Origin of the sequence: Variovorax sp. Varisp85 (genome assembly GCF_047304045.1) — a bacterium.
Taxonomy (GTDB): Bacteria; Pseudomonadota; Gammaproteobacteria; order Burkholderiales; family Burkholderiaceae_C; genus Variovorax.
The window spans coordinates 1-19,686 of sequence record NZ_JBGLYN010000059.1 but is presented as its reverse complement, the minus strand read 5'-3'; the positions used below and the strand labels follow the sequence as shown (position 1 = coordinate 19,686).

At 68.6% G+C, this 19,686-nt stretch carries 14 protein-coding genes and 1 pseudogene; 7 read left to right on the top strand and 8 right to left on the bottom strand.

Annotated elements, in window-relative coordinates; genetic code table 11:
* Positions 1-108 precede the first annotated feature (108 nt).
* Positions 109-6,132 (bottom strand): alpha-2-macroglobulin family protein, encoded by a 6,024-nt coding sequence (locus ACCC97_RS21135; RefSeq protein ID WP_413334840.1) that lies wholly within the window; start codon positions 6,130-6,132, stop codon positions 109-111.
* Between the two features lie 196 nt (positions 6,133-6,328).
* Here ACCC97_RS21135 and opgC point away from each other — a divergent pair, with 196 nt between their 5' ends.
* Entirely contained in the window at positions 6,329-7,471 is a 1,143-nt protein-coding gene (opgC, locus tag ACCC97_RS21130) for an OpgC domain-containing protein (protein ID WP_413315907.1), read from the top strand.
* Positions 7,472-7,577: 106 nt separating this feature from the next.
* Here opgC and ACCC97_RS21125 read toward each other — a convergent pair whose 3' ends face one another.
* The 3 genes from ACCC97_RS21125 to ACCC97_RS21115 are packed head-to-tail and all read right to left on the bottom strand — an operon-like array spanning position 7,578 to position 9,712.
* Positions 7,578-8,309, bottom strand: coding sequence for an SGNH/GDSL hydrolase family protein (locus ACCC97_RS21125; RefSeq protein ID WP_007830437.1), 732 nt, complete (start codon positions 8,307-8,309; stop codon positions 7,578-7,580).
* A 28-nt stretch (positions 8,310-8,337) separates the two neighbouring features.
* Positions 8,338-9,087 (bottom strand): anti-sigma factor domain-containing protein, encoded by a 750-nt coding sequence (locus ACCC97_RS21120; RefSeq protein ID WP_007830438.1) that lies wholly within the window; start codon positions 9,085-9,087, stop codon positions 8,338-8,340.
* A 31-nt stretch (positions 9,088-9,118) separates the two neighbouring features.
* Positions 9,119-9,712, bottom strand: coding sequence for an RNA polymerase sigma factor (locus ACCC97_RS21115; RefSeq protein ID WP_007830439.1), 594 nt, complete (start codon positions 9,710-9,712; stop codon positions 9,119-9,121).
* Between the two features lie 142 nt (positions 9,713-9,854).
* Between ACCC97_RS21115 and ACCC97_RS21110 the strand changes: the two genes are divergently transcribed.
* Together ACCC97_RS21110 and ACCC97_RS21105 are read left to right on the top strand one after the other, a co-directional pair.
* Positions 9,855-10,394 carry a hypothetical protein gene (locus tag ACCC97_RS21110; protein WP_007830440.1) on the top strand — a complete coding sequence of 180 codons (540 nt, stop codon included), beginning with the start codon at positions 9,855-9,857 and terminating at the stop codon, positions 10,392-10,394.
* Positions 10,395-10,433: 39 nt separating this feature from the next.
* Positions 10,434-11,744 (top strand): hypothetical protein, encoded by a 1,311-nt coding sequence (locus ACCC97_RS21105; protein WP_007830441.1) that lies wholly within the window; start codon positions 10,434-10,436, stop codon positions 11,742-11,744.
* Between the two features lie 13 nt (positions 11,745-11,757).
* Here the strand turns inward: ACCC97_RS21105 and ACCC97_RS21100 are convergent, their stop codons facing one another.
* From ACCC97_RS21100 to ACCC97_RS21090, 3 genes are all read right to left on the bottom strand, one after another.
* Positions 11,758-13,227: a rhomboid family intramembrane serine protease gene (locus ACCC97_RS21100; RefSeq protein WP_413334838.1), complete on the bottom strand. Its 1,470-nt coding sequence runs from the start codon at positions 13,225-13,227 to the stop codon at positions 11,758-11,760.
* A 134-nt stretch (positions 13,228-13,361) separates the two neighbouring features.
* Complete coding sequence (gene argH / locus ACCC97_RS21095; protein WP_413334836.1) at positions 13,362-14,759, bottom strand: argininosuccinate lyase; 1,398 nt, start codon at positions 14,757-14,759, stop codon at positions 13,362-13,364.
* A 31-nt stretch (positions 14,760-14,790) separates the two neighbouring features.
* Positions 14,791-14,946: a hypothetical protein gene (locus tag ACCC97_RS21090; protein WP_235507842.1), complete on the bottom strand. Its 156-nt coding sequence runs from the start codon at positions 14,944-14,946 to the stop codon at positions 14,791-14,793.
* Between ACCC97_RS21090 and ACCC97_RS21085 the strand changes: the two genes are divergently transcribed.
* The 3 genes from ACCC97_RS21085 (at position 14,891) to ACCC97_RS21075 (ending at position 18,031) form a co-directional block, all read left to right on the top strand.
* Positions 14,891-15,889 carry a sensor histidine kinase gene (locus tag ACCC97_RS21085; protein ID WP_413315898.1) on the top strand — a complete coding sequence of 333 codons (999 nt, stop codon included), beginning with the start codon at positions 14,891-14,893 and terminating at the stop codon, positions 15,887-15,889. The two genes, ACCC97_RS21090 and ACCC97_RS21085, sit on opposite strands and share 56 nt — an antisense overlap.
* A gap of 127 nt (positions 15,890-16,016) precedes the next feature.
* Entirely contained in the window at positions 16,017-16,766 is a 750-nt protein-coding gene (locus tag ACCC97_RS21080; RefSeq protein WP_007830445.1) for a LytR/AlgR family response regulator transcription factor, read from the top strand.
* The gene (locus ACCC97_RS21075) at positions 16,763-18,031 is read left to right on the top strand and encodes an AI-2E family transporter (protein WP_007830446.1); all 1,269 of its coding nucleotides are present in this window, start codon (positions 16,763-16,765) and stop codon (positions 18,029-18,031) included. Before ACCC97_RS21080 ends, ACCC97_RS21075 begins: the two co-directional genes overlap by 4 nt.
* 50 nt (positions 18,032-18,081) lie before the next feature.
* Here ACCC97_RS21075 and ACCC97_RS21070 read toward each other — a convergent pair whose 3' ends face one another.
* The gene (locus ACCC97_RS21070; RefSeq protein WP_413334834.1) at positions 18,082-18,606 is read right to left on the bottom strand and encodes an N-acetyltransferase family protein; all 525 of its coding nucleotides are present in this window, start codon (positions 18,604-18,606) and stop codon (positions 18,082-18,084) included.
* Between the two features lie 48 nt (positions 18,607-18,654).
* On the opposite strand from ACCC97_RS21070, the pseudogene ACCC97_RS21065 reads away from it, so the two are divergent.
* Positions 18,655-19,560: pseudogene (locus ACCC97_RS21065) on the top strand (LysR family transcriptional regulator); the annotation flags it as partial.
* Positions 19,561-19,686 lie beyond the last annotated feature (126 nt).

Genomic DNA, 19,686 nt, shown 5'->3' with positions numbered 1-19,686 from the left:
CGCGCTGCGCTCGCCCGCGGCCGGGGCGAAACAGCCGGATGCGCCGCGGGGTGCGGAGCCGGCCGGGTCGACGAGGTAAGGACGCTGGAGAAGAAGCGCGGTGGGCCGCTACTTCGCCGCTTCCACCTTCACCCGCGCATTCGGCGTCTCGCCGAACATCTCGGGCGCGTACATCGCCTCGACGCGGCTCGGGGGCAATGCGAAGTCGCCGACGTTGTTCAGGCGCACCGTGTATTCCATCTTCACGACGCCCTTGGGCAGGTACTCGTAGTAGCTGCGGAAGGCCTCGAAGCTGCGCTCCTCGAATGCCGGCCAGCCGGAGCCGCTCTTCTTCTCGCCCTGCGTGGCGATCTGCGAATCGCGACCCAGACCGCTGCCGAGGATGGTGGCGCCGCCGGGGATCGGGTCGCTGATGACGACCCAGGTCATGTCGGTGCTGGCGTTGACCTCGATGCTCACGCGCAGCACGTCGCCGCGCGTGTACTTGCCGGCCACGGCCTGCTCGACCGGGGTGATGGTCTTCTTGAGCGCATAGCCGGCCGCGAACGGCGCCTTCAGCTGCACGGCCGCGATCGACTGCAGCGTGAGCCACGGCTTGCCGGTGCCCTGTTGCGTGACCAGCAGCGTGTCGCGCACGGGTGCACCCGACGGCGATGCAGCCCACGGCAGGAACATCGTGTTGTTCTTCAGGTTGCCCGGCGAGGCGGGCGCGCCGAAGAAGGTGGTCTGGTTGGGCGCGCCGGTGGCGTCGCTGGTCTTCACGCGCTCGACCTTGCTCCAGTCGACCTGCGCCTTCACCGCGCCGAGCGTGGCGGCGGTGACGCCGGCCACCGGGGTGCTCTCGAACACCTTGCTGAATTTCTCCAGCGCCAGCCCGCCCCACAGGTTGGCGGTGGTGGTGTGCCAGGCGCCGTTCTGCTGGCGGCCGATGAAGCCGTTGGCGAGCTTGCCGATGTCGTCCTTCCAGGCCGGGTCGTCCATCACGCTGAGCAGCAGGCGGGCGGTGTTGACGTCGCCGTTGGTCATCAGCCACCACCAGTAGTCGTCCTGCTCGGTGCTGAAGATCAGCTTGGTGCCCTGGTACGACAGGCGCGCTTTCAGCACGTTGTTGGCTTCGTCCAGGCGCTGCTGTCGCTGCGGCACGTCGTTCACGCGCTTGAGGATGTTGAGCCAGTCGATCACCGCGCCGGTGGGCCACTGGTTCGGCGCGATGGTGATGCTGCCGACCATGCTTCCCTTGGCCTTGCCGTAGCGCGAGAGCGCTTCGAGCGCGGCGAGCTTGCGCACGTCCAGGTCCTTGCGCGGGCTCCAGAACTCGCGCGTGATGCGGCCTTCGACGAACGCGATCAGGCCCGACTCCATCGGCGCGCGCACGTCGTCGGCGAGCGCAAAGGCGGGGTTGAGCTGCGCGGCCTCGTTCGTCGCCGCGAGCAGGTACGAGGTGAGGATGTCGCTGCCGCGGTTCGCCTCGCCGTCGCGCGGCGGGAAGTAGTTGGCCAGGCCGTCGCTGTCGAGGTACGTCGGCAGCTGGGCCAGCACGCCCTGCCACATCTTCGCGTCGCGCAGGCCGACCGACTTGCTGGTCTTCTGCTCGAGGCAGATGAAGGGGTAGTTCGCGAACCAGTCGCGCACGCCCGGCAGGCCCTCGGCCAGCTTGGGCTGCAACGACATCTTCAGGCCGCCACGGCCGGGCAGGGCGTCGGCGGGCGGCGCCACGTCGAGCGTGAAGGGGCCATCGAGCTGCACCAGCGTGGCCTGCTGCACCGTGAGCGGCACCGACGGGATGATGCGCTGGCGCACCTTGAGCGCGTCGCGCGCGCCGCCGATGGTGTCCTTGGCCTCGATTTCCCACAGGATGGCTTCGGCGCGCGTCTGCGCGAGCTGCGCGGGCGCGGTAACGGTCCAGGCCACCTCGCGTGCTTCGCCGGCCGGGATGTCCACGGTCTGCGTCTCCAGCGTGAGCAGGGTGGCGCGCGGCGTGGCCTCGACCTTCATCGGCTTCTGCGTGGTGTTGCGCAAGGTGATCTGCGCGCGGAACTGGTCGTCCTCGCGCACCAGCGGCGGCAGGCCGCTGATGATCTGCAAATCCTGCGTGGCCTGGATGCTGGCCTGGCCGGTGCCGAACAGGCTGGCGCCCGAATCGGCCACGGCCACGATCTTGAAGGTGGTGAGCGCATCGTTCAGCGGCACCGTCACCACGGCCTGGCCATTGGCGTCGAGCACCACCTTCGGGTTCCACACGAGCAGGGTGTCGAGCAGTTCGCGCGTCTGGCCCTTGCCGCCGCCGCCGCCCGCTGGCACGGCCTTGCGCCCGTAGTGGCGCCGGCCGACGATTTCCATCTGCGCGGTGGAGGTGCTCACGCCCCAGCTGCGCCGCTGCAGCATGGCGTTGAGCAGGTTCCAGCTGTCGTTGGGCATCAGCTCCAGCAGGGCCTGGTCGACCGCGGCCAGCGCCACTTCGGCACCTGCCGCCGGCTTGCCGTCGGGCAGCTTGGCGCTGATGGTGACCTGCGCCTTGCTGCGTATCGGGTAGCTGGGCTTGTCGCTGGTGACGGTCACGTCGAGCTGGTGGGCGCGCGTGCCGACGCGAATCTCGGCCATGCCGAGGCGGTAGGCGGGCTTGCTCAGGTCGACCATGGCGGTCGGCGCCACGTATTCCTTGCCTTCGTACCAGAAGGCCGTCCACCACTCGCGCGGCGACTTGAAGCCCCAGGTGAAGAAGCTGTACCACGGCACTTCGCGCAGGCGGCCGCGCAGGGCGAGCACGCTCACGTAGGCGTTGGGCCCCCATTCGGGCTTGACCTGCAGGGTGACGGTCGGGTCCTTGCCGTCGAGCTGCACCACGTGCGTCTCGATGATGCCTTCGCGTTCCACTGCGACCAGCGCGGTCGCGAAGCGGAACGGGCTGCGCACCTGGAACTTGGCGACTTCGCCGGGCTGGTAGCTCTTCTTCTCGGGCAGGACGTCGATGCGGTCGTTGTCCTCGCCGCCGAACCAGAGCTCGCCCTGCTTGGTCACGTAGACCGAGCTCACGGCCTTGGCGTCGCGGCCTTCGCCGTCGGTGGCGCTGGTGATGAGTTCGACCTCGCCGGCTTCCTTCAGCTCCGACTCGCACAGCAGCAGGCCGCGCGCATCGCTCTTGCCGCTGCAGACGGTGCCGATGTCCTTGGTCTCGGTCTTGTTGTCGTAGGTGTAGAAGCCGCCCACCATGCGCTTGCGGCTGGTGGTGGTGATGCGCGCCACGGCGCGCACGTTGAGCGTCACGTTGGCCTGAGGCTTGCCCGAGAGGTCGAGCGCGAGCGCCTGGAACTTCAGCTTCTGCGCAGTGGAAACCCAGCCCTCGGTCTTGATGCCGGCGATGACGGAGGCCGGCCACAGCGTCTGCGTGCTGCGGATGGTCTGCACCTCGCCGTTCGGGTCGGCGTAGGTGGCCTCCAGCAGCAGCTCGCGTGCGGCCTTGACCTTCGGCACCTTGTCGATCGTGACCTTGCCGGCGCCGTCCTTGTTCAGCGTGAGGGGCAGCTTGTCTGCGATCACGCGGGTGTCGTTCACGCTGTTGAGGTCTTCCTCGCCCGAGCCGGCCTCGGCCGCGGCGCTGACTGCGGTGGCGGCCTCGCTGCCGTCCCCCTGCGCTGCGCGCGGCGGGTTGAAGCTGAAGGCGTCGTAGTCGGAGAAGCTCAAGCTCTTGCCGCGCACCATGGCCGACACGCGCACCGGCAGGTTGGCGGCGCCGCCGCCGGCCACGTAGTTGATCTGCACGTCGGTGGGCACGCTGGTGGCGGCCACCAGCGGCTTCTTGTCGGTGGGCGCGATGCGGCCTTCGAGCACGGGCAGGCGGAACTCCTCGACGCGGAACATGCCGGTGGAGAAGCTGCGGCCGTAGCCTTCGTCGCCATCGCTTTCGCCCTCGCCGTTGGCGTCCTTGCCGCCGCCGGTGCGCAGCATCACCTCGTACACGCCGAGCTTGGCGGCCGGCGGAATGGGGAATGTGTTCTCCGCGCTCAGGCCGCCGGTGGCGGTCTTGCGCCATTTCAGCGGCTGCGTGAAGCGCTGGCCACTGCCCACGTGGGTGATGACCAGCGTGTCGGGCCGGTTCTCGGGCAGGCCGAAGCCCTTGCTGGTCTGCGTGCGGATCAGGCTCTTCATCGACACCGTCTCGCCGGCGCGCAGCAGCGTGCGGTCGAAGATCGTGTGGGCGACGCGGTCGGCCTCGGCCTGCATGCTGGTCGGCACGTTGAAGCGCCAGGGCTCGATGCCGCGCTGCCAGTCGCTCCAGGTGAAGGCGAGATCTTCCACGCCCTTGTCGTCCTTGGCGCGGGCGCTGACGAACCAGGCCGCCGTGTCGTATTCGTTCGGACCGTTGCACGACGGCGCCTGCGGCGAGATGCCATTGAGCATGACCACGCCGTTGGCATCGGTGGTGCCGGTGGCCACGGCCTTGCCGTCGCAGCCCGACACACGCACATCGGCGCCGGCCACGACCTTGCCCTTGTCCAGCGTGGTGACCCAGGCCATCGAGTTCTCGCGGCCCAGCTTGAAGTGCACCGCCAGGTTGGTGGCCAGCGCGGTGGTGCGCACGTACATCGTGCGCCCGGCGTTGTAGCGCTCGTCGAGCAGCGCCTCACCCAGCTTCTGCGAGGCGATTTCGAGCACGTGGAAGCCCGGCGTCAGCGGGATGCCGATGACCTCGAAGGGCCGCGGATCGCCGCTGTCCGACTTGGGCATGTCCAGCGCCTTCACGCCCGACTGGCCCGCCAGCAGCGACAGCATGCGGGTCTGCAGCGTGGTGCGGTCGTCCTTGTCGATGACCGGGGGCAGCGGGCCCTTCACGTCCTTGCGGGCCTGTTCGCGCGAGATGGTGAAGCTGTCGTAGCGGCGCACCTTGCGGAACCACGCGATGATTTCCGCGTCGGTCTTCGGGTTCATGTCGCTCACCTTGCCGGGCGTGAGGGCATTCACCATCAGCTTCGGCTCCACGCGGCGCACGGTGACCGGCATCATGGCCGGGGTGTCGGGCTCGGCCAGGCGCTCGACCACGCCGAAGGGCGAGGCGGCGAACTTGGCCAGCGGCGGCATCGCGCCGGTCGCCACCTTCAGCGGAAAGCTGCCGGGCGAGGCCAGCGGGCGGCCCGAGGCGTCCTCGAACTTCGAGGGCAGCTCGATGCTGAACTGCGCGCTCTCGGCCAGCGGCGGGCCGAAGTACACGCCGTTGACCACGTCATCGTCGCTCTGCGTGCTGCCTTCGATCTGGGCCTTGACGGTCTCACCCTTGCCCTTGAGCTCGATCTGCGAAGCCAGTTTGCGCGTGACCGGCGCGTTGAAGGTCAGCTGCATCGGGCGCAGCGGCAGGCAGCCGGCCTGCGCGTTCTCGCGCTCGCAGGTGAACGACACGGCGAAGGGCTCGCGCACCTGGAAGTCGAAGCGGCGTTCCACGTTGTTGGGCACGCCCGAGGGCGTGGCCACGCCCTTGCCATAGACGATCTGCACCTTCGCACCGGGCGTCAGCGTGCGGTTGCATTGCATCGTGACGAAGCGCAGCGGGTCTTTCTCTGCCGCCTTGTCGCGGCCGAAGGCCTTGAGCAGGCCGGCGCGCTGATCGCCATCGAGCAGCTTGACCGGAATGCGCTCGCCCACGCCGTCGGCCGCGCACCAGACGTTCTGGCGCACGCTGTCGAGCGTGGCCGCGCCGTTGAGCTCCAGCATGAACATCTGCTGCTCGTCGATGCGGCTGTAGCTGCCCGGCATGTAGTTGCGCACGAACGGGCCGCCGGTGTTGAACTGGTAGCGCTCGGGTCCGGTGAGTTCGCCGGACGCGGGCTTGAAGGTGGGAATGCGGGTGACCGTGCAGCGCACGCCGGGCGGCAGGTCGTTCTCGAAGTCGTAGACCCAGGCCTTGGCGTCGGTCCAGCGGCCGGTACCCTTGGCGGCCTGCGCGTCGGTGCAACTCACCGCAAGCGGGGCAGGGGCCTTGGGGTCGCCGAAGTTGACGGCCGCCTGGTCGAACTTGGCGACGACCTGGCGCACGCGGGCGACTTCGCCTTGCGGCGTGAGGCTGGTTATCTGGAGGGCAAAGCCCGGGGCGGCCGCGAGGACACCGCCAGCCAGGAGCAATGTTGGAAAGAAACGATTCACTTTTTTGTATCTCCACCTGAAGGCAGCGCGCAGCGTATCCGATTTGCGCGACGGTTCGGGAGTGCCAACAGTCATAGGCCGTTGGCTTGATCGCCGGGCGCGGCGGGCCTTACGCGGGCTTTACGCCGGTCTTCTTACAATCGGGGCCGTCGTGCGTGCGCCGCGCGGACCGCCACCAAGACCTCGCCGCCGACCGATGAAACGCTACTGGGAAATAGACGCCTTGCGCGGGCTGATGCTCGTGCTGATGACCGTCACCCATCTGCCCACCCGCTTGACCGATCCGCTGGGCCAGCCCTTCGGTTTCGTCTCGGCCGCCGAGGGCTTCGTGCTGCTGTCGGCCTTCGTGGCCGGGCTGGTGTACAGCCGCATCGGCTACCTGCGCGGCGTCGACTCGATGCGCCAGGCCTTCTGGCGGCGCGTGGTGAAGGTCTACCTGTGCCAGGCGGCGATCCTGCTGTTCCTGTTCACGGTGATCGCGGCGGTGGGGCTGCACATCGACCAGCCAGCCGTGAAGAACCTGGTGTCGTACTACCTGGCGGAGCCGCGCGACGGCTTCCTGTTCGGGCTGCTGCTGATCTACGAGCCGGCGCTGCTCGACATCCTGCCGATGTACATCTTCTTCATGCTCATGAGTCCCTGGGTGCTGGCCTTTGCCATGCGCCACGGCTGGACGGGGGTGATGGTGGCGAGCGCGACCGTGTGGGCGGCGGCGCAGTTCGGGGTCAGCGAATGGATCTATGCATTGGCTGTGCGCTACCTGGACGTGCCGGTGCCGTTCCATGAGATGGGCGCGTTCAACACGTATGCGTGGCAGTTCCTGTGGTTCGCGGGTCTGTGCATCGGCGCCACGCGCAGCGGGCCGGAAGCCCGGCCCCTGCGTTTTCCGTGGTGGCTGCTGATGCTTGCGGCGGGCATTGCGCTCTACGGGGTCTACTGGCGCCACACCGGCATCAACGGCCAGGCGCCGTTCGGCGGCGACGTCGAGCTGAACCTGCTGTTCGACAAATGGCAACTCGGCCCGCTGCGGCTGGTGAACCTCGTGGCGCTGTGCATCCTGGCAGTGCGCTTCGGGCCGTGGCTGATGCGCCGCATTCCGCGGCTGCGCTGGCTGGAGGCGATGGGTTCCGCCTCGCTGCCGGTGTTCTGCGCGCACCTCGTGGCGGTGCTGCTGGTGCTGGCCTTCTACGGCGACAACCAGATGGCGCGGCCGTGGTGGGGCGACGGCCTGCTGCTGCTGGCGGTGTTCTCGGGGATGTACTTCGTGGCCCGCTTCACGCGCGGGGCTGATGTGCCGCCGCCGGCGGACGACATGCCGTCGGAGACCGCGCCCGCCTGAGGTCTTTTCCTGGAACACCGTGGAACCGGCTTTACCGGGCCACTGGTGTTGCCCCCGGTAGGGGGAAGGCGCGCGCGACACGAAGTGCGCGAAGCCTGGGGGCGAGTCAAGGATTCGGCAGGTGCGGCGCAATGATCGAATGCCACAGCCGGTAGCCTTCGTCCGTCATGTGCAGCCTGTCGCCCCGGAACAGCTCCGCGCGCGGGCGCCCGTCGGCGCCCAGCATCGGCGTGTAGACGTCGATGAACTCGCTGTTGGGCAGCAGGTTCAGGTAGGCCGAGATCACGTGGTTGGTCTCGCGGATCTGCGGCATCAGCTGCTCGCGCGACGGGCTGGGCTTGACCGAGATGAAGCTGATGCGCGTGTCGGGCAGCTCTGCGCGCACCGCGTTGGCGAAGCGCGCGAAGCTGTCGAGCACCTGCAGCGGGGTGCGGCCTTCGGCCAGGTCGTTGTCGCCCGCATAGACCATCACCTGGCGCGGCTTGTAGCGCACCACGAGGTCGCGTGCGAACAAGCTGCAGTCGGCCAGCGTCGAGCCGCCGAAGCCGCGGTTGACCACGCCGCCGGGCACACGCGCGAAGTCCTGCGAGAGGCGGGTCCACATGCGCACCGTGGAGCTGCCGACGAACACCACGCCGCCGGGCGCCGGAAAGCGCTCCTGGTCGGCACGCGCGAAGGCCGCGAGCTCGTTGTGCCAGCGCTCCTTGGCGGCGAGGTAGTCGCGGGCGGACGCGGCCTCGGCGGCGGCGGTCTCCGATTCCTGGGGAAAGAAGGCGGACTGGGCATGCGAGGCGAGTGCCGCAGTCAGCAGCGCGACCGCGGCCAGCGCGGTTTTCATCGAAGGCATCGGAAGGGCAGCAAACAGGTCAGATGGTTTTTTCAATGAGGGCGCCGTGGAAGAGCACCGGGCCGGTCGGGCCGCCCTCGCTGGGCACGCCGCCCTTCGGTTCGAGACTGATCGCCAGGGCCGGCACGCGCACGTCGGATTCTGACGCAGCCAGCCGCAGCGCGGGCGCCTTGTCGAGCACGCCCAACGAACGCGGCGCGCCGCCCGGGGGCAGGGCCCAGAGCTGCAGCGACTTGTCGTTGCCTTCGTCGAAGCCACCCACGCGCTGCAGCACCAGCTGCTTCTTCTTCGGATCGAAGGTGACGAGCATCGAGGGCGCGGCCTTGTCGTCGTTCAGCACGGCCACGTACTGCACTGCCGGGGCGTTCTGCAGCTGGTCGCGCAGGTTCAGCCCGACCACCACGGCCAGCACCGTGGCCAGTGCGCCGGCGGCCGTGGCGCCGCGCCACAGCGCGAGGCTGCGCAGCCAGCCGCCTTGCGGCTGCGGCTTGCCGGCGGCGGCATTGCGCTGGCGTTCGATGGCGAGCGCGGACTGCTCGGCGGCGATCGTGTTGCGGATGCGGGTCCATACGGCCGGGTCGGGCACGACCGGGGACTGCATTTCGGTCATGCCCGCGAGCCGGCTCTGCCAGACCAGCGCGGCGGCGCGTACCGGCGCCTGTTCGCGGGCCAGGGTCTCGAAGCGGCGGCGGGCGCCACCGCGCAGCGTGCCGAGCGCGTGGTTCGCGGCCAGCAGTTCGAGCAGCTCGGGGTGTGCGAGGAGATTCATGGGAGGGCCGCCTTCTTCTTCGCCATCGCTCTCACGCAAAGCGCCCCATGCAGATGCGCAGCTTTTCCAGCCCGCGCCGGATCCATGTCTTGACCGTGCCCAGCGGCAGCCTGAGCTGCTCGGCCAGCTCGCCGTGGCTCATTTCGCGCAGGTAGGCCAGGCTGACCACCTCGCGCTGGCGGCCCTCGAGCTGGCTCAGGCACTGGTGCAGTGCCCAGGCCTGCTCGCTGGCATCGGCGGTGTCGGCGGGGCTGGGCGCATCCGATTCGAACTGGTCGGCCATGAGTTCGTCGAATTCCTGGGTCAGCCGGGTGCGGTCGGCGGCGCGGCGACGCAGCAGGTCGAGCGCCCGGCTGCGCACGATCAACCCGAGCCACGCGAGCGGAGGGCTGAGCGAGGCGCGATAGTCGCCGGCGACTCGCCAGACAGTCAGGAAGGCTTCCTGGAGCACGTCCTCGGCCCATTCGCGCTGCCGCACCACGCGCATCGCGAGGCCCATCAGCTTGGGCGAGGTGCGGTCGTACAGCTGGCGCAGGGCGGCTTCGTCGCGACGGCCGATCCGGTCGATCAGTGCCATCAGTTCGGCGTCGGGGCTGGGTGCTGGCATTCGGGGATTGTCGGGCATCGATGCACATGCCCGGTATACGGGGCTCCCGGGCGGCCGGATTCAGGGGCGCGAGCTCGTTTCGATGCCTCCAGGAAACATTCGGCAACGTATACTGCCCCGCAAAATCAAGAGGGATGCGCGCAGGCGCGGGCGGGAAGAAATGAAGCAAATTGCGATCGTGATCGCGCTCTGCGTGGGCGCGTGGTATTTCTTTATCGGCGGCCGCAAGCTCGACGAATCGATGGTGCGCGACTTCTACCAGAAGGAAGCCCACGCCATCTATTCGCGCGACGCCGAGATGCTGTGCAAGCAGCTCAGCCGCAAGGCCCGGATCGAGAGCAAGACCACCATGATGGGGAAAACGGTGGAGCGCTCCCACAACCGCGACGAGGCCTGCCAGGCGAACCGCGAGGCCTTCGAGACCTTCAGCAGGGTCGGCGAGCGCATGGGCGGCATCCTCACCATCGAGTACGACTACCACATCGACACCATCGAGGTGGCCACCGACCGCAAGAGCGCGACCGTCACGGGCACCAATGTGCTGAAGATGGGCGAGTCGCTGCTGCAATACAAGACCAGCTTCACCCAGCGCCTGGAGCGCGAGCTCGGCCAGATGCGCCTCGTTCATGCCGACGAGGTCACGGTGATGCGCATCGGCGGTGCCGGCGCCATGAGCCAGAGCGAGTTCTTCCGCAAGTAAGCGGATACAGGCACAAGAAGAAAAACAGGAGGAATTGCCATGATCGCCGTCAAGGATTCGCTGCCGCCGCCACCGCCGTTCTGGCGCCGGCTGAACAGCTTCTTCGCGTTCCCGTTCCAGATGCGGCCGCTGGCCTATGGCTTGCTGCTGTCTTTCTGCAGCCTGCTCTTCGATGCGATCTTCTTCCTGCCGGATGCGCTGGCGCTCTTCGTCATCGAGGTCGGCATCATGCTGGCGGCCAGCCGATACGGCTTCAAGATCATCGCGCTGGGCGCGCGCGGCATTCGCGATTCGGCCGACTTCGGCCGCGAATCGAGCGACGACTGGACCTACCTGCCTTGGAAGCTGTTCGCGATCACGCTGGTGCAGGCCTTCCTGATCGGCTGGCTTGCCTGGTATGCGCCGATCTTGGGCACGGTGGGGCTGTTCGTCATGTCCTTCACCTTCCCGGCGGCGGTGATCGTGCTGGTGCAGTCGGCCAGCTTCTTCCAGGCGATGAACCCCGGCCACGTGATGGACGCGATGCGCACCATCGGCTGGCCGTATGCGCTGCTGTGCTTCTTCCTGTTCCTGCTGAGCACGGGCGCGCAGGTGGCGCTGTCGCTGCTGCTGCCGATGTTCGACGGGCGCATTGCGCTGCCGGTCGTCAACTTCGCGTTCATCTACTTCGGCTGGGTCATGGCGAGCTTGCTGGGCTACGTGATGTTCCAGCACCACGACGCCTTCGGTTTCGACGCGGTGCCGGGCAGCGAACTGGGCGACGGCTCCCCGGTCGACCGCCGCACGCCCGAGCAGATCGCGGCGCAGCGCATCGACGCCGAGGTGGCCCACCTGATCACCGAGGGCGATCTCGCGGCCGCGCTGGGCACGGCCTACGAGGCCCAGCGCACGGCCGCGTCCGACGACCTCGCGGCGCAGCGCCGCTACCACCGCGTGCTGGCGCTGATGCCCGAGAAGAAGGACACCATGCTCGACCAGGCGCGGCGCTTCGTCCCGCTGCTGATGCGGCGCGACCTGGCCTCGGAGGCGCTCAAGGTCTTCAAGGCCTGCAAGGAGAAGGACAAGGCCTTCGCGCTCGACGACGCGGCGATGGTGGTCGCGATGGCGCGCGCCGAATGGCGCAGCGGCGACGCGCACGCCACGCTGGCGCTGCTGTCGGGCTTCGACAAGCGTTTTCGCGGCCACGAGGCGATTCCGCAGGCCTACGAGCTGGCGGCGCGTGCGCTGGTGCAGGGGCTGGGGCGCTCGGACATGGCGCAGCCCATCCTGGCGACGATGGAGTCGCGCTACCCCGACAGCGAGCAGACGCAGGAAGTGCGTTGGCTGTTGCGGCCGGCGGCGGCCGCCTAGTTCTTCAGGCTCCTCAGGCGCGCTGCAGTGCGCGCGTCACCATGTCATTCGGCGCGAGGCGCAGCAGGTGCGGCAGCAGGCCGATCGCCTTGTCGCGCTCGCCCGCATGCAGCAACCCGTTCGCACAGGCCGACAGCGTGTCGGCCAGTTCCGGATGGTCGGGCGCCGTCTTCAGCAGGATGCGGCAGAGCTTGTCGGTGTCTTCGAACTGGCGGATGCGGGCAAAGCGGCGCGCGAGCCGGGCCATGTCCTCGGGCTTCAGCCGTGCGCCGGGCTTGGCCTGGTCGAGATAAGTCTTGTAGCTGGCGTGCTGCAGCGCCATCGTGCCCTCGTCGGTGGCGGGCAGGCGGAAGATGCGGCGGGCGGCCTGGTGGAAGTCGTCGCTCGCGGGCTGCAGCCGCGCGGTGTTGAACCAGGCGCGCAGCGTGTCGCTGTCGCCGGGGCGCAGCGCGGCGGCGGCGCGCCATTCGCCACACGCCTTGTCGAACTTCATCGCGGCGCCGAACTTCTGGGCCGCGGCCACATGCTCGCCGAAGCGGTCGGGCTCGGGTGCGGCGGCCGTCTCCGGCGCCTGCACCCGGCGCAGCAGCAGCGCGCCGGTCATCAATGCCGCACCGGTCAGCAGGCCGCCCAGGTGGGCCATGTAGGCGATGCCCTGGCCGCCCAGCCAATGCTGCATCAGCTCGTTGACGATCCATGCCGGCAGCAGCAGCAAGGCCGGCGCGGTGACGTAGTTGAAATAGAAGAACAGCTGGTAGAAGAAGCGGATGCGCTTGAGCCGGTACATCACCGCGTACATGCCCATCAACGCCGAGATGGCGCCCGAGGCGCCCAGCCCATAGCCGTCCTTGCCGGCATAAGCCCAGCCGGCCAGCGCCGAGGCGCCGACGGCGCCCAGCAGATAGAAGCTCAGGTAGGTGCCGCGTCCGAGCGCCAGCTCGACCGAGAAGCCGAACAGGAACAGGAACAGCATGTTGCCCAGCAGGTGGCCGGTGCTGCCATGCAGGAAGGCGGCGGTGATCCAGGTCCAGGGCTTGAACTCGGCGTCCTTGGTGTAGTCCTGCGACCAGCGCGCGGTGAAGGGCGTGGGCAGCATGGCCTCGTACTGCTGGCGGTCCCGCTTCCATTCGCCGTACTGCGGGTTGGTGGGCGTGATGATCCCGTCGGCTTGCAGCTTCGCCAGGAACTTCCTGTCGTTCTGCAGGCTTTCAAGAAGCTGGGGGTAGGTTTCCTCGTGCGGCAGCATCCGGCGAGCCAGCTTGCCGCGCTTGGGGTCCGTCTTTTCGAGCCATTCCACGAAAGGCGGCAGCTCGAGTTCGGGCAGCACGCTGTTCACGTAGTAGTGGGCGGCGCGCTCGCGTGCGTTCTCCTCGCTGCGCTGCGGCCCCCACCACACGATCATGTTCACGAGGATCAGCAGCACCGTCATCCACGGTGGATTGCGCCAGCTCGGTTTGTTCTCGAGCGGTATGGCGTAGAACACGGTGCGTTTCCCAATTGTTGGGTTGGCCGCTTACGGGCGGCTGCCGCCGGGCCGCCCCAAGGCGGGCCGCGCCTCCCCCTTGGGGGGTGGAGTTACACGAGTGCAGCGAGTGAAAAGCCGGGGGGCCGACATTTCTAGCCGAGGCGGGCGCGGTGGCGGACTACCTGCGCCTTCACCTGCGCGGGCGCGGTGCCACCCAGGATGTTGCGCGCGTTCAGCGAGCCGCGCAGGCTCAGCACGTCGTACACGTCCTTTTCGATGCTCGGGTTGAACTGCTGCAGCACGGACAGCGGCAGCTCGGCCAGGTCGACCTTGTGCGAGGTGGCGGCCTTCACGGCATGGGCCACGGTTTCATGCGCGTCGCGGAAGGGCAGGCCCTTCTTCACGAGGTAGTCGGCCAGGTCGGTGGCGGTGGCGTAGCCGCGCAGCGCGGCGGCTTCCATCGCCTCGGGCTTCACGGTGATGCCGCCAATCATCTCGGCGAAGATGCGCAGTGTGTCCTTGAGCGTGTCGACGGTGTCGAACAGCGGCTCCTTGTCTTCCTGGTTGTCCTTGTTGTAGGCCAGCGGCTGGCCCTTCATCAGCGTGATGAGCGCCATCAGGTGGCCGACCACGCGGCCGGTCTTGCCGCGTGCCAGCTCGGGCACGTCGGGGTTCTTCTTCTGCGGCATGATCGACGAGCCCGTGGTGAAGCGGTCGGCGATCTGGATGAAGCCGAAGTTCTGGCTCATCCACAGGATCAGCTCTTCACTCATGCGGCTCACGTGCACCATGCACAGGCTGGCCGCAGCGGTGAATTCGATGGCGAAGTCGCGGTCGCTCACGGCGTCCAGGCTGTTCTGGCAGACGCCGTCCATGCCCAGCGTCTTGGCGACCAGCTCGCGGTCCAGCGGGTAGCTGGTGCCGGCCAGTGCGGCGGCGCCCAGCGGCAGGCGGTTGACGCGCCGGCGCACCTCGGCCATGCGTTCGGCGTCGCGGCTGAACATTTCCACGTACGCCAGCATGTGGTGGCCGAAGCTCACCGGCTGCGCCACCTGCAGGTGGGTGAAGCCCGGCAGGATCACGTCGACGTTTTTCTCGGCGATGTCCACCAGCGCCTTCTGCAGCTCGACCAGCAGGTCGCCGATGAGGTCGATCTCGCCGCGCAGCCACAGGCGCACGTCGGTGGCGACCTGGTCGTTGCGGCTGCGGCCGGTGTGCAGGCGCTTGCCGGCGTCGCCGACCAGCTGGGTCAGGCGGGCCTCGATGTTCAGGTGCACGTCTTCGAGGTCGAGCTTCCACTCGAAGGCGCCGGATTCGATCTCGGCGCGAATCTGCGCCATCCCGCGTTCGATCGCGGCGTGGTCCTGCACGCCGATGATGCCCTGCGCAGCCAGCATGCCGGCGTGGGCGAGCGAGCCCTGGATGTCGGCCTGCCACAGGCGCTTGTCGAAGAAGACGCTGGAGGTGTAGCGCTTCACCAGGTCGCTCATCGGTTCGGAGAACAGGGCCGACCAGGCTTCGGATTTCTTGTCGAGTTGGTTTTGGGTCATGGGAGCCGTCCAGGAGGCAATAATGGGTTGGTCACCCGATGTAACTGATGTCTGCGATGCGCAACCCGGCGATTTTATCGGCCAGCTCCACAACCACGCCCCCGCCATCGCCCGAAAGGGCGCGCGCGCCCTTGCGCGGCAGTCCGTCCATCTTCGACGCCTGCCAGATCGGGGTGGTGCTGCGCACCGTGGTGTTCGTCGAGGTGGTGGTGGCGATTGCGACCCTGTTCGTGGCGTCCACGCCCGGCGAATGGCTGGTGCAGGCGGCCACGGTCACGGGCGGGGCCCTGCCTGCCACGCTGCTGTGGCTGGTGAGCGCCTGCGGGCTCAAGAAGCCGCTGCAGCGCCTGCCGAAGCAATGGCAGTACACGGCCGGCGCCGTGCTCGGCGCGGTGTCGGCGCTGTATGGCTGCGGCCTGTTGCGCCTCACGGGCGTGCTCTCCACCGCGCCCTGGCTGGCCAGCGCCCTGGCCGGCACCCTGTTCTCGGCGCTGGTGATGGCCGCGATGGTGCTGCGCGCGCGCGGCCAGACGCCCGCGGCGATGACGGCCCGGATCGAAGAGCTGCAGTCGCGCATCCGCCCGCACTTCCTGTTCAACACGCTCAACAGCGCCATCGCGCTGGTGCGCGAGGAGCCGGCCAAGGCCGAGACCATGCTCGAAGACCTGGCCGAGCTGTTCCGCCAGGCGCTGGCCGACCCGGGCGAATCGGGCACGCTGGCCGACGAGATCGCGCTGGCCGAGCGCTACCTCGCCATCGAGCAGGTGCGCTTCGGCGACCGCCTGCGCATCCGCTGGGACCTGGATGCCGCCGCCAGCAACGCGCGCCTGCCGCCGCTGCTGCTGCAGCCGCTGGTCGAGAACGCCATCAAGCACGGCGTGGAGCCCAGCCCCGAGGGCGCCAAGGTGCGCATCCGCACCGAGCGGCGCGGCGGCATGGTGGTGATCGAGGTGGTCAACAGCCTGCCGCCGCTGCGCTGGGCCGACGAGCCGCTGCCGCGCGGCCACGGCATTGCGCTGGCCAACGTGCGCGACCGTTTGCGGCTGCTGCACGACATGCAGATGCAGTTCAGCGCCGGCATGGACCAGAAAAATTACCGGGTTCGCATCGCCATTCCCGCCGAATCATGACGGATCAGGCTCGCCCCCAGGCTGCGCGCACTTCGTGTCGCTGCGCCAACCCCCTGCCGGGGGCAACACCTGCGGCCCGGCAAAGCCGGTTCCGCGGTGTTCACCGAAAGAGAAGAAGAGAGACTGCATGACCCTCAGGACACTGATCGTCGACGACGAAGCCCTGGCGCGTTCGCGCATGCGCACGCTGCTGCGCGACTGCACCTCGCCTGCCGCCGACGTGGTGGCCGAGGCCTCGCAGGGGGCCGAAGCGCAGCGGCATCTTGCTGCGCTGGCGCTCGACCTGGTGCTGCTCGACGTGCACATGCCCGGCGTCGACGGCATCGAGGTGGCGCGCGCACTGCGCAGCCGGCCCGACGCGCCGGCCGTGGTGTTCGTGACCGCGCATGCGAGCCATGCGGTGACGGCCTTCGATCTCGATGCGGTCGACTACCTGACCAAGCCCGTGCGCGCCGAGCGCCTGCAGCAGGCGCTGCAGAAGGCCGAGCGCTTCCTGAAGGAGCGCCGTGCACTGCAGGCCGAGGCCCAGGTACCCGAGACGGTGCTGATCCAGGACCGTGGCCGCGCCGAACGCGTGCCGCTGTCGGAGGTGCTCTACCTCAAGTCCGAATACAAGTACCTCACCGTGCGCACCGCCACGCGCAGTCACATCCTCGACGGTTCGCTCAACGAGTTCGAGGAGCGCTATCCGAACCGCTTCCTGCGCGTGCACCGCAATGCGCTGGTGGCGCGCTGGGCCATCCGCGCTTTGGAAAAGTACGACGATGGTGAGGACGCCGAAGGCTGGGCGCTGCGGCTCGACGCCATTCCCGAACCCGTGGCCGTGTCGCGCCGCCAACTTGCCGCGGTGCGCGAAGTGCTGAAGGAAACGCGATGAACGACGAGCAGAAGACCCCGGCCTCCGAAGAAAAGCCCGCACCCGCCGAAGCCTCCGCGGAGCCTCCGGCTGCCGCGCCTGCATCCGGGGCCGCGTCCGAACCCCCGCCCGAACCTTCGCCGGAGGAACTGCTCGCGCAGCCCGCGCCGACCGGGCGCGAACGCCTGGTGCTGGACATGCCGATCGACGTGCGCAGCGCCTCCCTGGTGCTGCTCGCGGTGCTGGCCACGGTCTTCACGCTGCAGTGGGCGAAGGCGGTCTTCATTCCGCTGATGCTGAGCCTGCTGCTGGCCTATGCGCTGTCGCCGCTGGTCGAGCGCCTGTATCGCTGGAAGCTGCCGCGCTGGATCGGCGCGGCGCTGATCCTCGCGGGCGTGTTCGGCGGAGTGGGCTGGACTGGCTACTCGCTCTCGGGCAATGCCTCGCAGCTGCTCGATGCACTGCCGGTCGCCGCGCAGAAGCTCGGGCAGGCGATGCGCAGGGACAGGAATGCCAGCGCCACGCCGCTCGAAAGCGTGCAGCAGGCCGCCGCCCAGCTCGAACGCGCCGCCGAGGAAAACTCGGCCCGCGTGGCGGCGCGCAAGGGCGTGGCGCGCGTCATCGTCGAACGGCCCAACTTCAACGTGCGCGACTACCTGCTGAGCGGCACCGTCGGGCTGCTCGGCGCCATGGGGCAGCTCACGCTGGTGGCCTTTCTCACCTACTTCGCGCTGTGCTCGGGCGACACCTTCCGGCGCAAGCTGATCAAGATCACGGGGCCGAGCCTGCAGAAGAAGAAAGTCACCGTGCATGTGCTCGACGACATCACGCGCAACATCGAGCGCTATCTGCTGGTGCAGATCTTCACGAGTGCGCTGGTCGGCCTCGCCACCGGCCTCTCGTTCTGGGCCATCGGCCTCGAGAACGCTGCCGTCTGGGGCATCGTCGCGGCGGTCACCAACCTCATTCCCTACATCGGCTCGGTGATCGTGCTTTCGGCGGCCGGACTCGTGGCCTTCCTGCAGTTCAACACGCTGCAGATGGGCCTGCTGGTGGCCGGCACCTCGCTGGTCATCCACACGCTGGTCGGCAACCTGCTCATGCCCTGGCTTACCAGCCGCACCAGCCGCATGAACCCGGTGGCGGTGTTCGTCGGGGTGATCTTCTGGGGCTGGCTCTGGGGTATCTGGGGGCTGCTGCTGGGGATTCCGATCACGATGGTGATCAAGTCGATCTGCGACCGGGTCGAGGACCTGCAGCCGGTCGGAGAGCTGCTGGGGGAGTAGGGCTGCGCGCAGCAGCGCAAGCCAGCCGCTCCCGGGCGCCGTCGTGTCGCTCAGCGCAGGGCGCGCTGCATCAACACGGTGTCCACCCACTGCCCGAACTTGAAGCCGACGTCGCGCAGCACGCCGACCCGATCGAAGCCCAGCTTTTCGTGCAGCCGCTGCGAGCCCATGTTCGCGCTGTTGCCGACGACCGCCACCATCTGCGTGAAGCCGCTGTCAGTGCAGCGGCGGATCACTTCGTGCAGCAGCGCCTTGCCGATGCCGTGGCCGTGCATGCCGTGCGCGACGTAGATCGAGTCTTCCACCGTATGGCGGTAGGCGGAGCGGGCGCGGTAGGCCGTGGCGTAGGCATAGCCGGCCACTTCGCCGCCGATCGTCGCCACGAGGTAGGGCAGGCCGCGAGCGGTTACGTCGGCACGTCGCGCCTGCATCAGCTCGACGGTGGGCACATCCTCCTCGAAGGAGCAGAGGTCGTGCAGCACGTAGTGGCTGTAGATGGCCTGCACGGCGGCCATGTGGTGCGGTTCGGCGTCGAGGACTTCAACGGTGGTGGAAGCGATGGGTTGTGATGGCATGCCCCGATCTTGACGACCCACATTCGATAAGTGAAGCTTCGCCGAGATATGCAAGGCATGAGAAATACTTTGGACAAGTCGCTGAACCTCGACCAGCTCAGGTCCTTCGGGCTGGTGATCGAAACGGGCAGCTTTTCGGCGGCCGCCGAGCGGCTCGGGCTCTCGCAGCCGGCCGTGAGCCTGCAGGTCCGCCAACTGGAACGTCGCCTGGCGGTGCGGCTCGTCGAGCGTGTCGGCAAGCGCGCGAAGGCCACGCCCGCGGGTATGGAGTTGCTGCGCCACATGCCGCACATCGACGCCGCGGTGGAGAACGCGATCGACGCGCTGGCCGACCATGCGAGCGGCATCGCGGGCCGGGTGCGGCTGGGCACGGGCGCCACGGCCTGCCTGCATTTTCTGCCGGCCGTGCTGCGCGGCCTGCGCGAACGGTTTCCGGAACTCGGCGTGGTGGTGAGCACCGGCAACACGGAAGACCAGGCGCGCAAGGTGGAAGAGAACAGCCTCGACCTCGCGCTGGTCACGCTGCCGGTGGCGGGGCGTTCGCTGGCGGTGATGCCGGTGCTCGACGACGAGTTCGTCGCGATCGGTCGGGCGGACTTCGCGCCGCTCAAGGCGAGGGTGGCGCCGGGTGACCTGGGCGCGTTGCCGCTGGTGCTGTTCGAGCCCGGCGCCAACACGCGCAAGCTGGTCGACCGCTGGTTCGCCGCGCAGGGCCTGCATCCGCAGCCCGTGATGGAGCTGGGCAGCGTCGAGGCGATGAAGGAAATGGTGGCCGCGGGGCTGGGCCACGCCATCGTGCCCGGCATGTCGATGGCGGGCCGCGGCGCCCATCCCGAGCTGAAGACCAGCCGGTTGAATCCCCGCATGCACCGCACGCTGGCTGTGGTGATGCGGCGGGACAAGCCCGTCAGCAAGGCCTTGCGCGCGGTGCTCGATGCCATCGTGGGGGGGGGGGGGCCCCCCCCCCCCCGGGGCCCGGGTTTTTTTTTTTGGGTTTGGGGGCCCCCCCCCCCCCCCCCCGGGCCCCCCCCCCCGGGGCGCCAAAAAGGCCGGGGGGGGGGGGGGGGGGGGGGGGGGGGG

Coding starts and splice junctions, on each gene's coding strand:
- opgC (WP_413315907.1), top strand. CDS start 6,329: ATGAAACGCTACTGGGAAATAGACGCCTTGCGCGGGCTGATGCTCGTG.
- ACCC97_RS21125 (WP_007830437.1), bottom strand. CDS start 8,309: ATGAAAACCGCGCTGGCCGCGGTCGCGCTGCTGACTGCGGCACTCGCC.
- ACCC97_RS21120 (WP_007830438.1), bottom strand. CDS start 9,087: ATGAATCTCCTCGCACACCCCGAGCTGCTCGAACTGCTGGCCGCGAAC.
- ACCC97_RS21115 (WP_007830439.1), bottom strand. CDS start 9,712: ATGCCCGACAATCCCCGAATGCCAGCACCCAGCCCCGACGCCGAACTG.
- ACCC97_RS21110 (WP_007830440.1), top strand. CDS start 9,855: ATGAAGCAAATTGCGATCGTGATCGCGCTCTGCGTGGGCGCGTGGTAT.
- ACCC97_RS21105 (WP_007830441.1), top strand. CDS start 10,434: ATGATCGCCGTCAAGGATTCGCTGCCGCCGCCACCGCCGTTCTGGCGC.
- argH (WP_413334836.1), bottom strand. CDS start 14,759: ATGACCCAAAACCAACTCGACAAGAAATCCGAAGCCTGGTCGGCCCTG.
- ACCC97_RS21080 (WP_007830445.1), top strand. CDS start 16,017: ATGACCCTCAGGACACTGATCGTCGACGACGAAGCCCTGGCGCGTTCG.
- ACCC97_RS21075 (WP_007830446.1), top strand. CDS start 16,763: ATGAACGACGAGCAGAAGACCCCGGCCTCCGAAGAAAAGCCCGCACCC.
- ACCC97_RS21070 (WP_413334834.1), bottom strand. CDS start 18,606: ATGCCATCACAACCCATCGCTTCCACCACCGTTGAAGTCCTCGACGCC.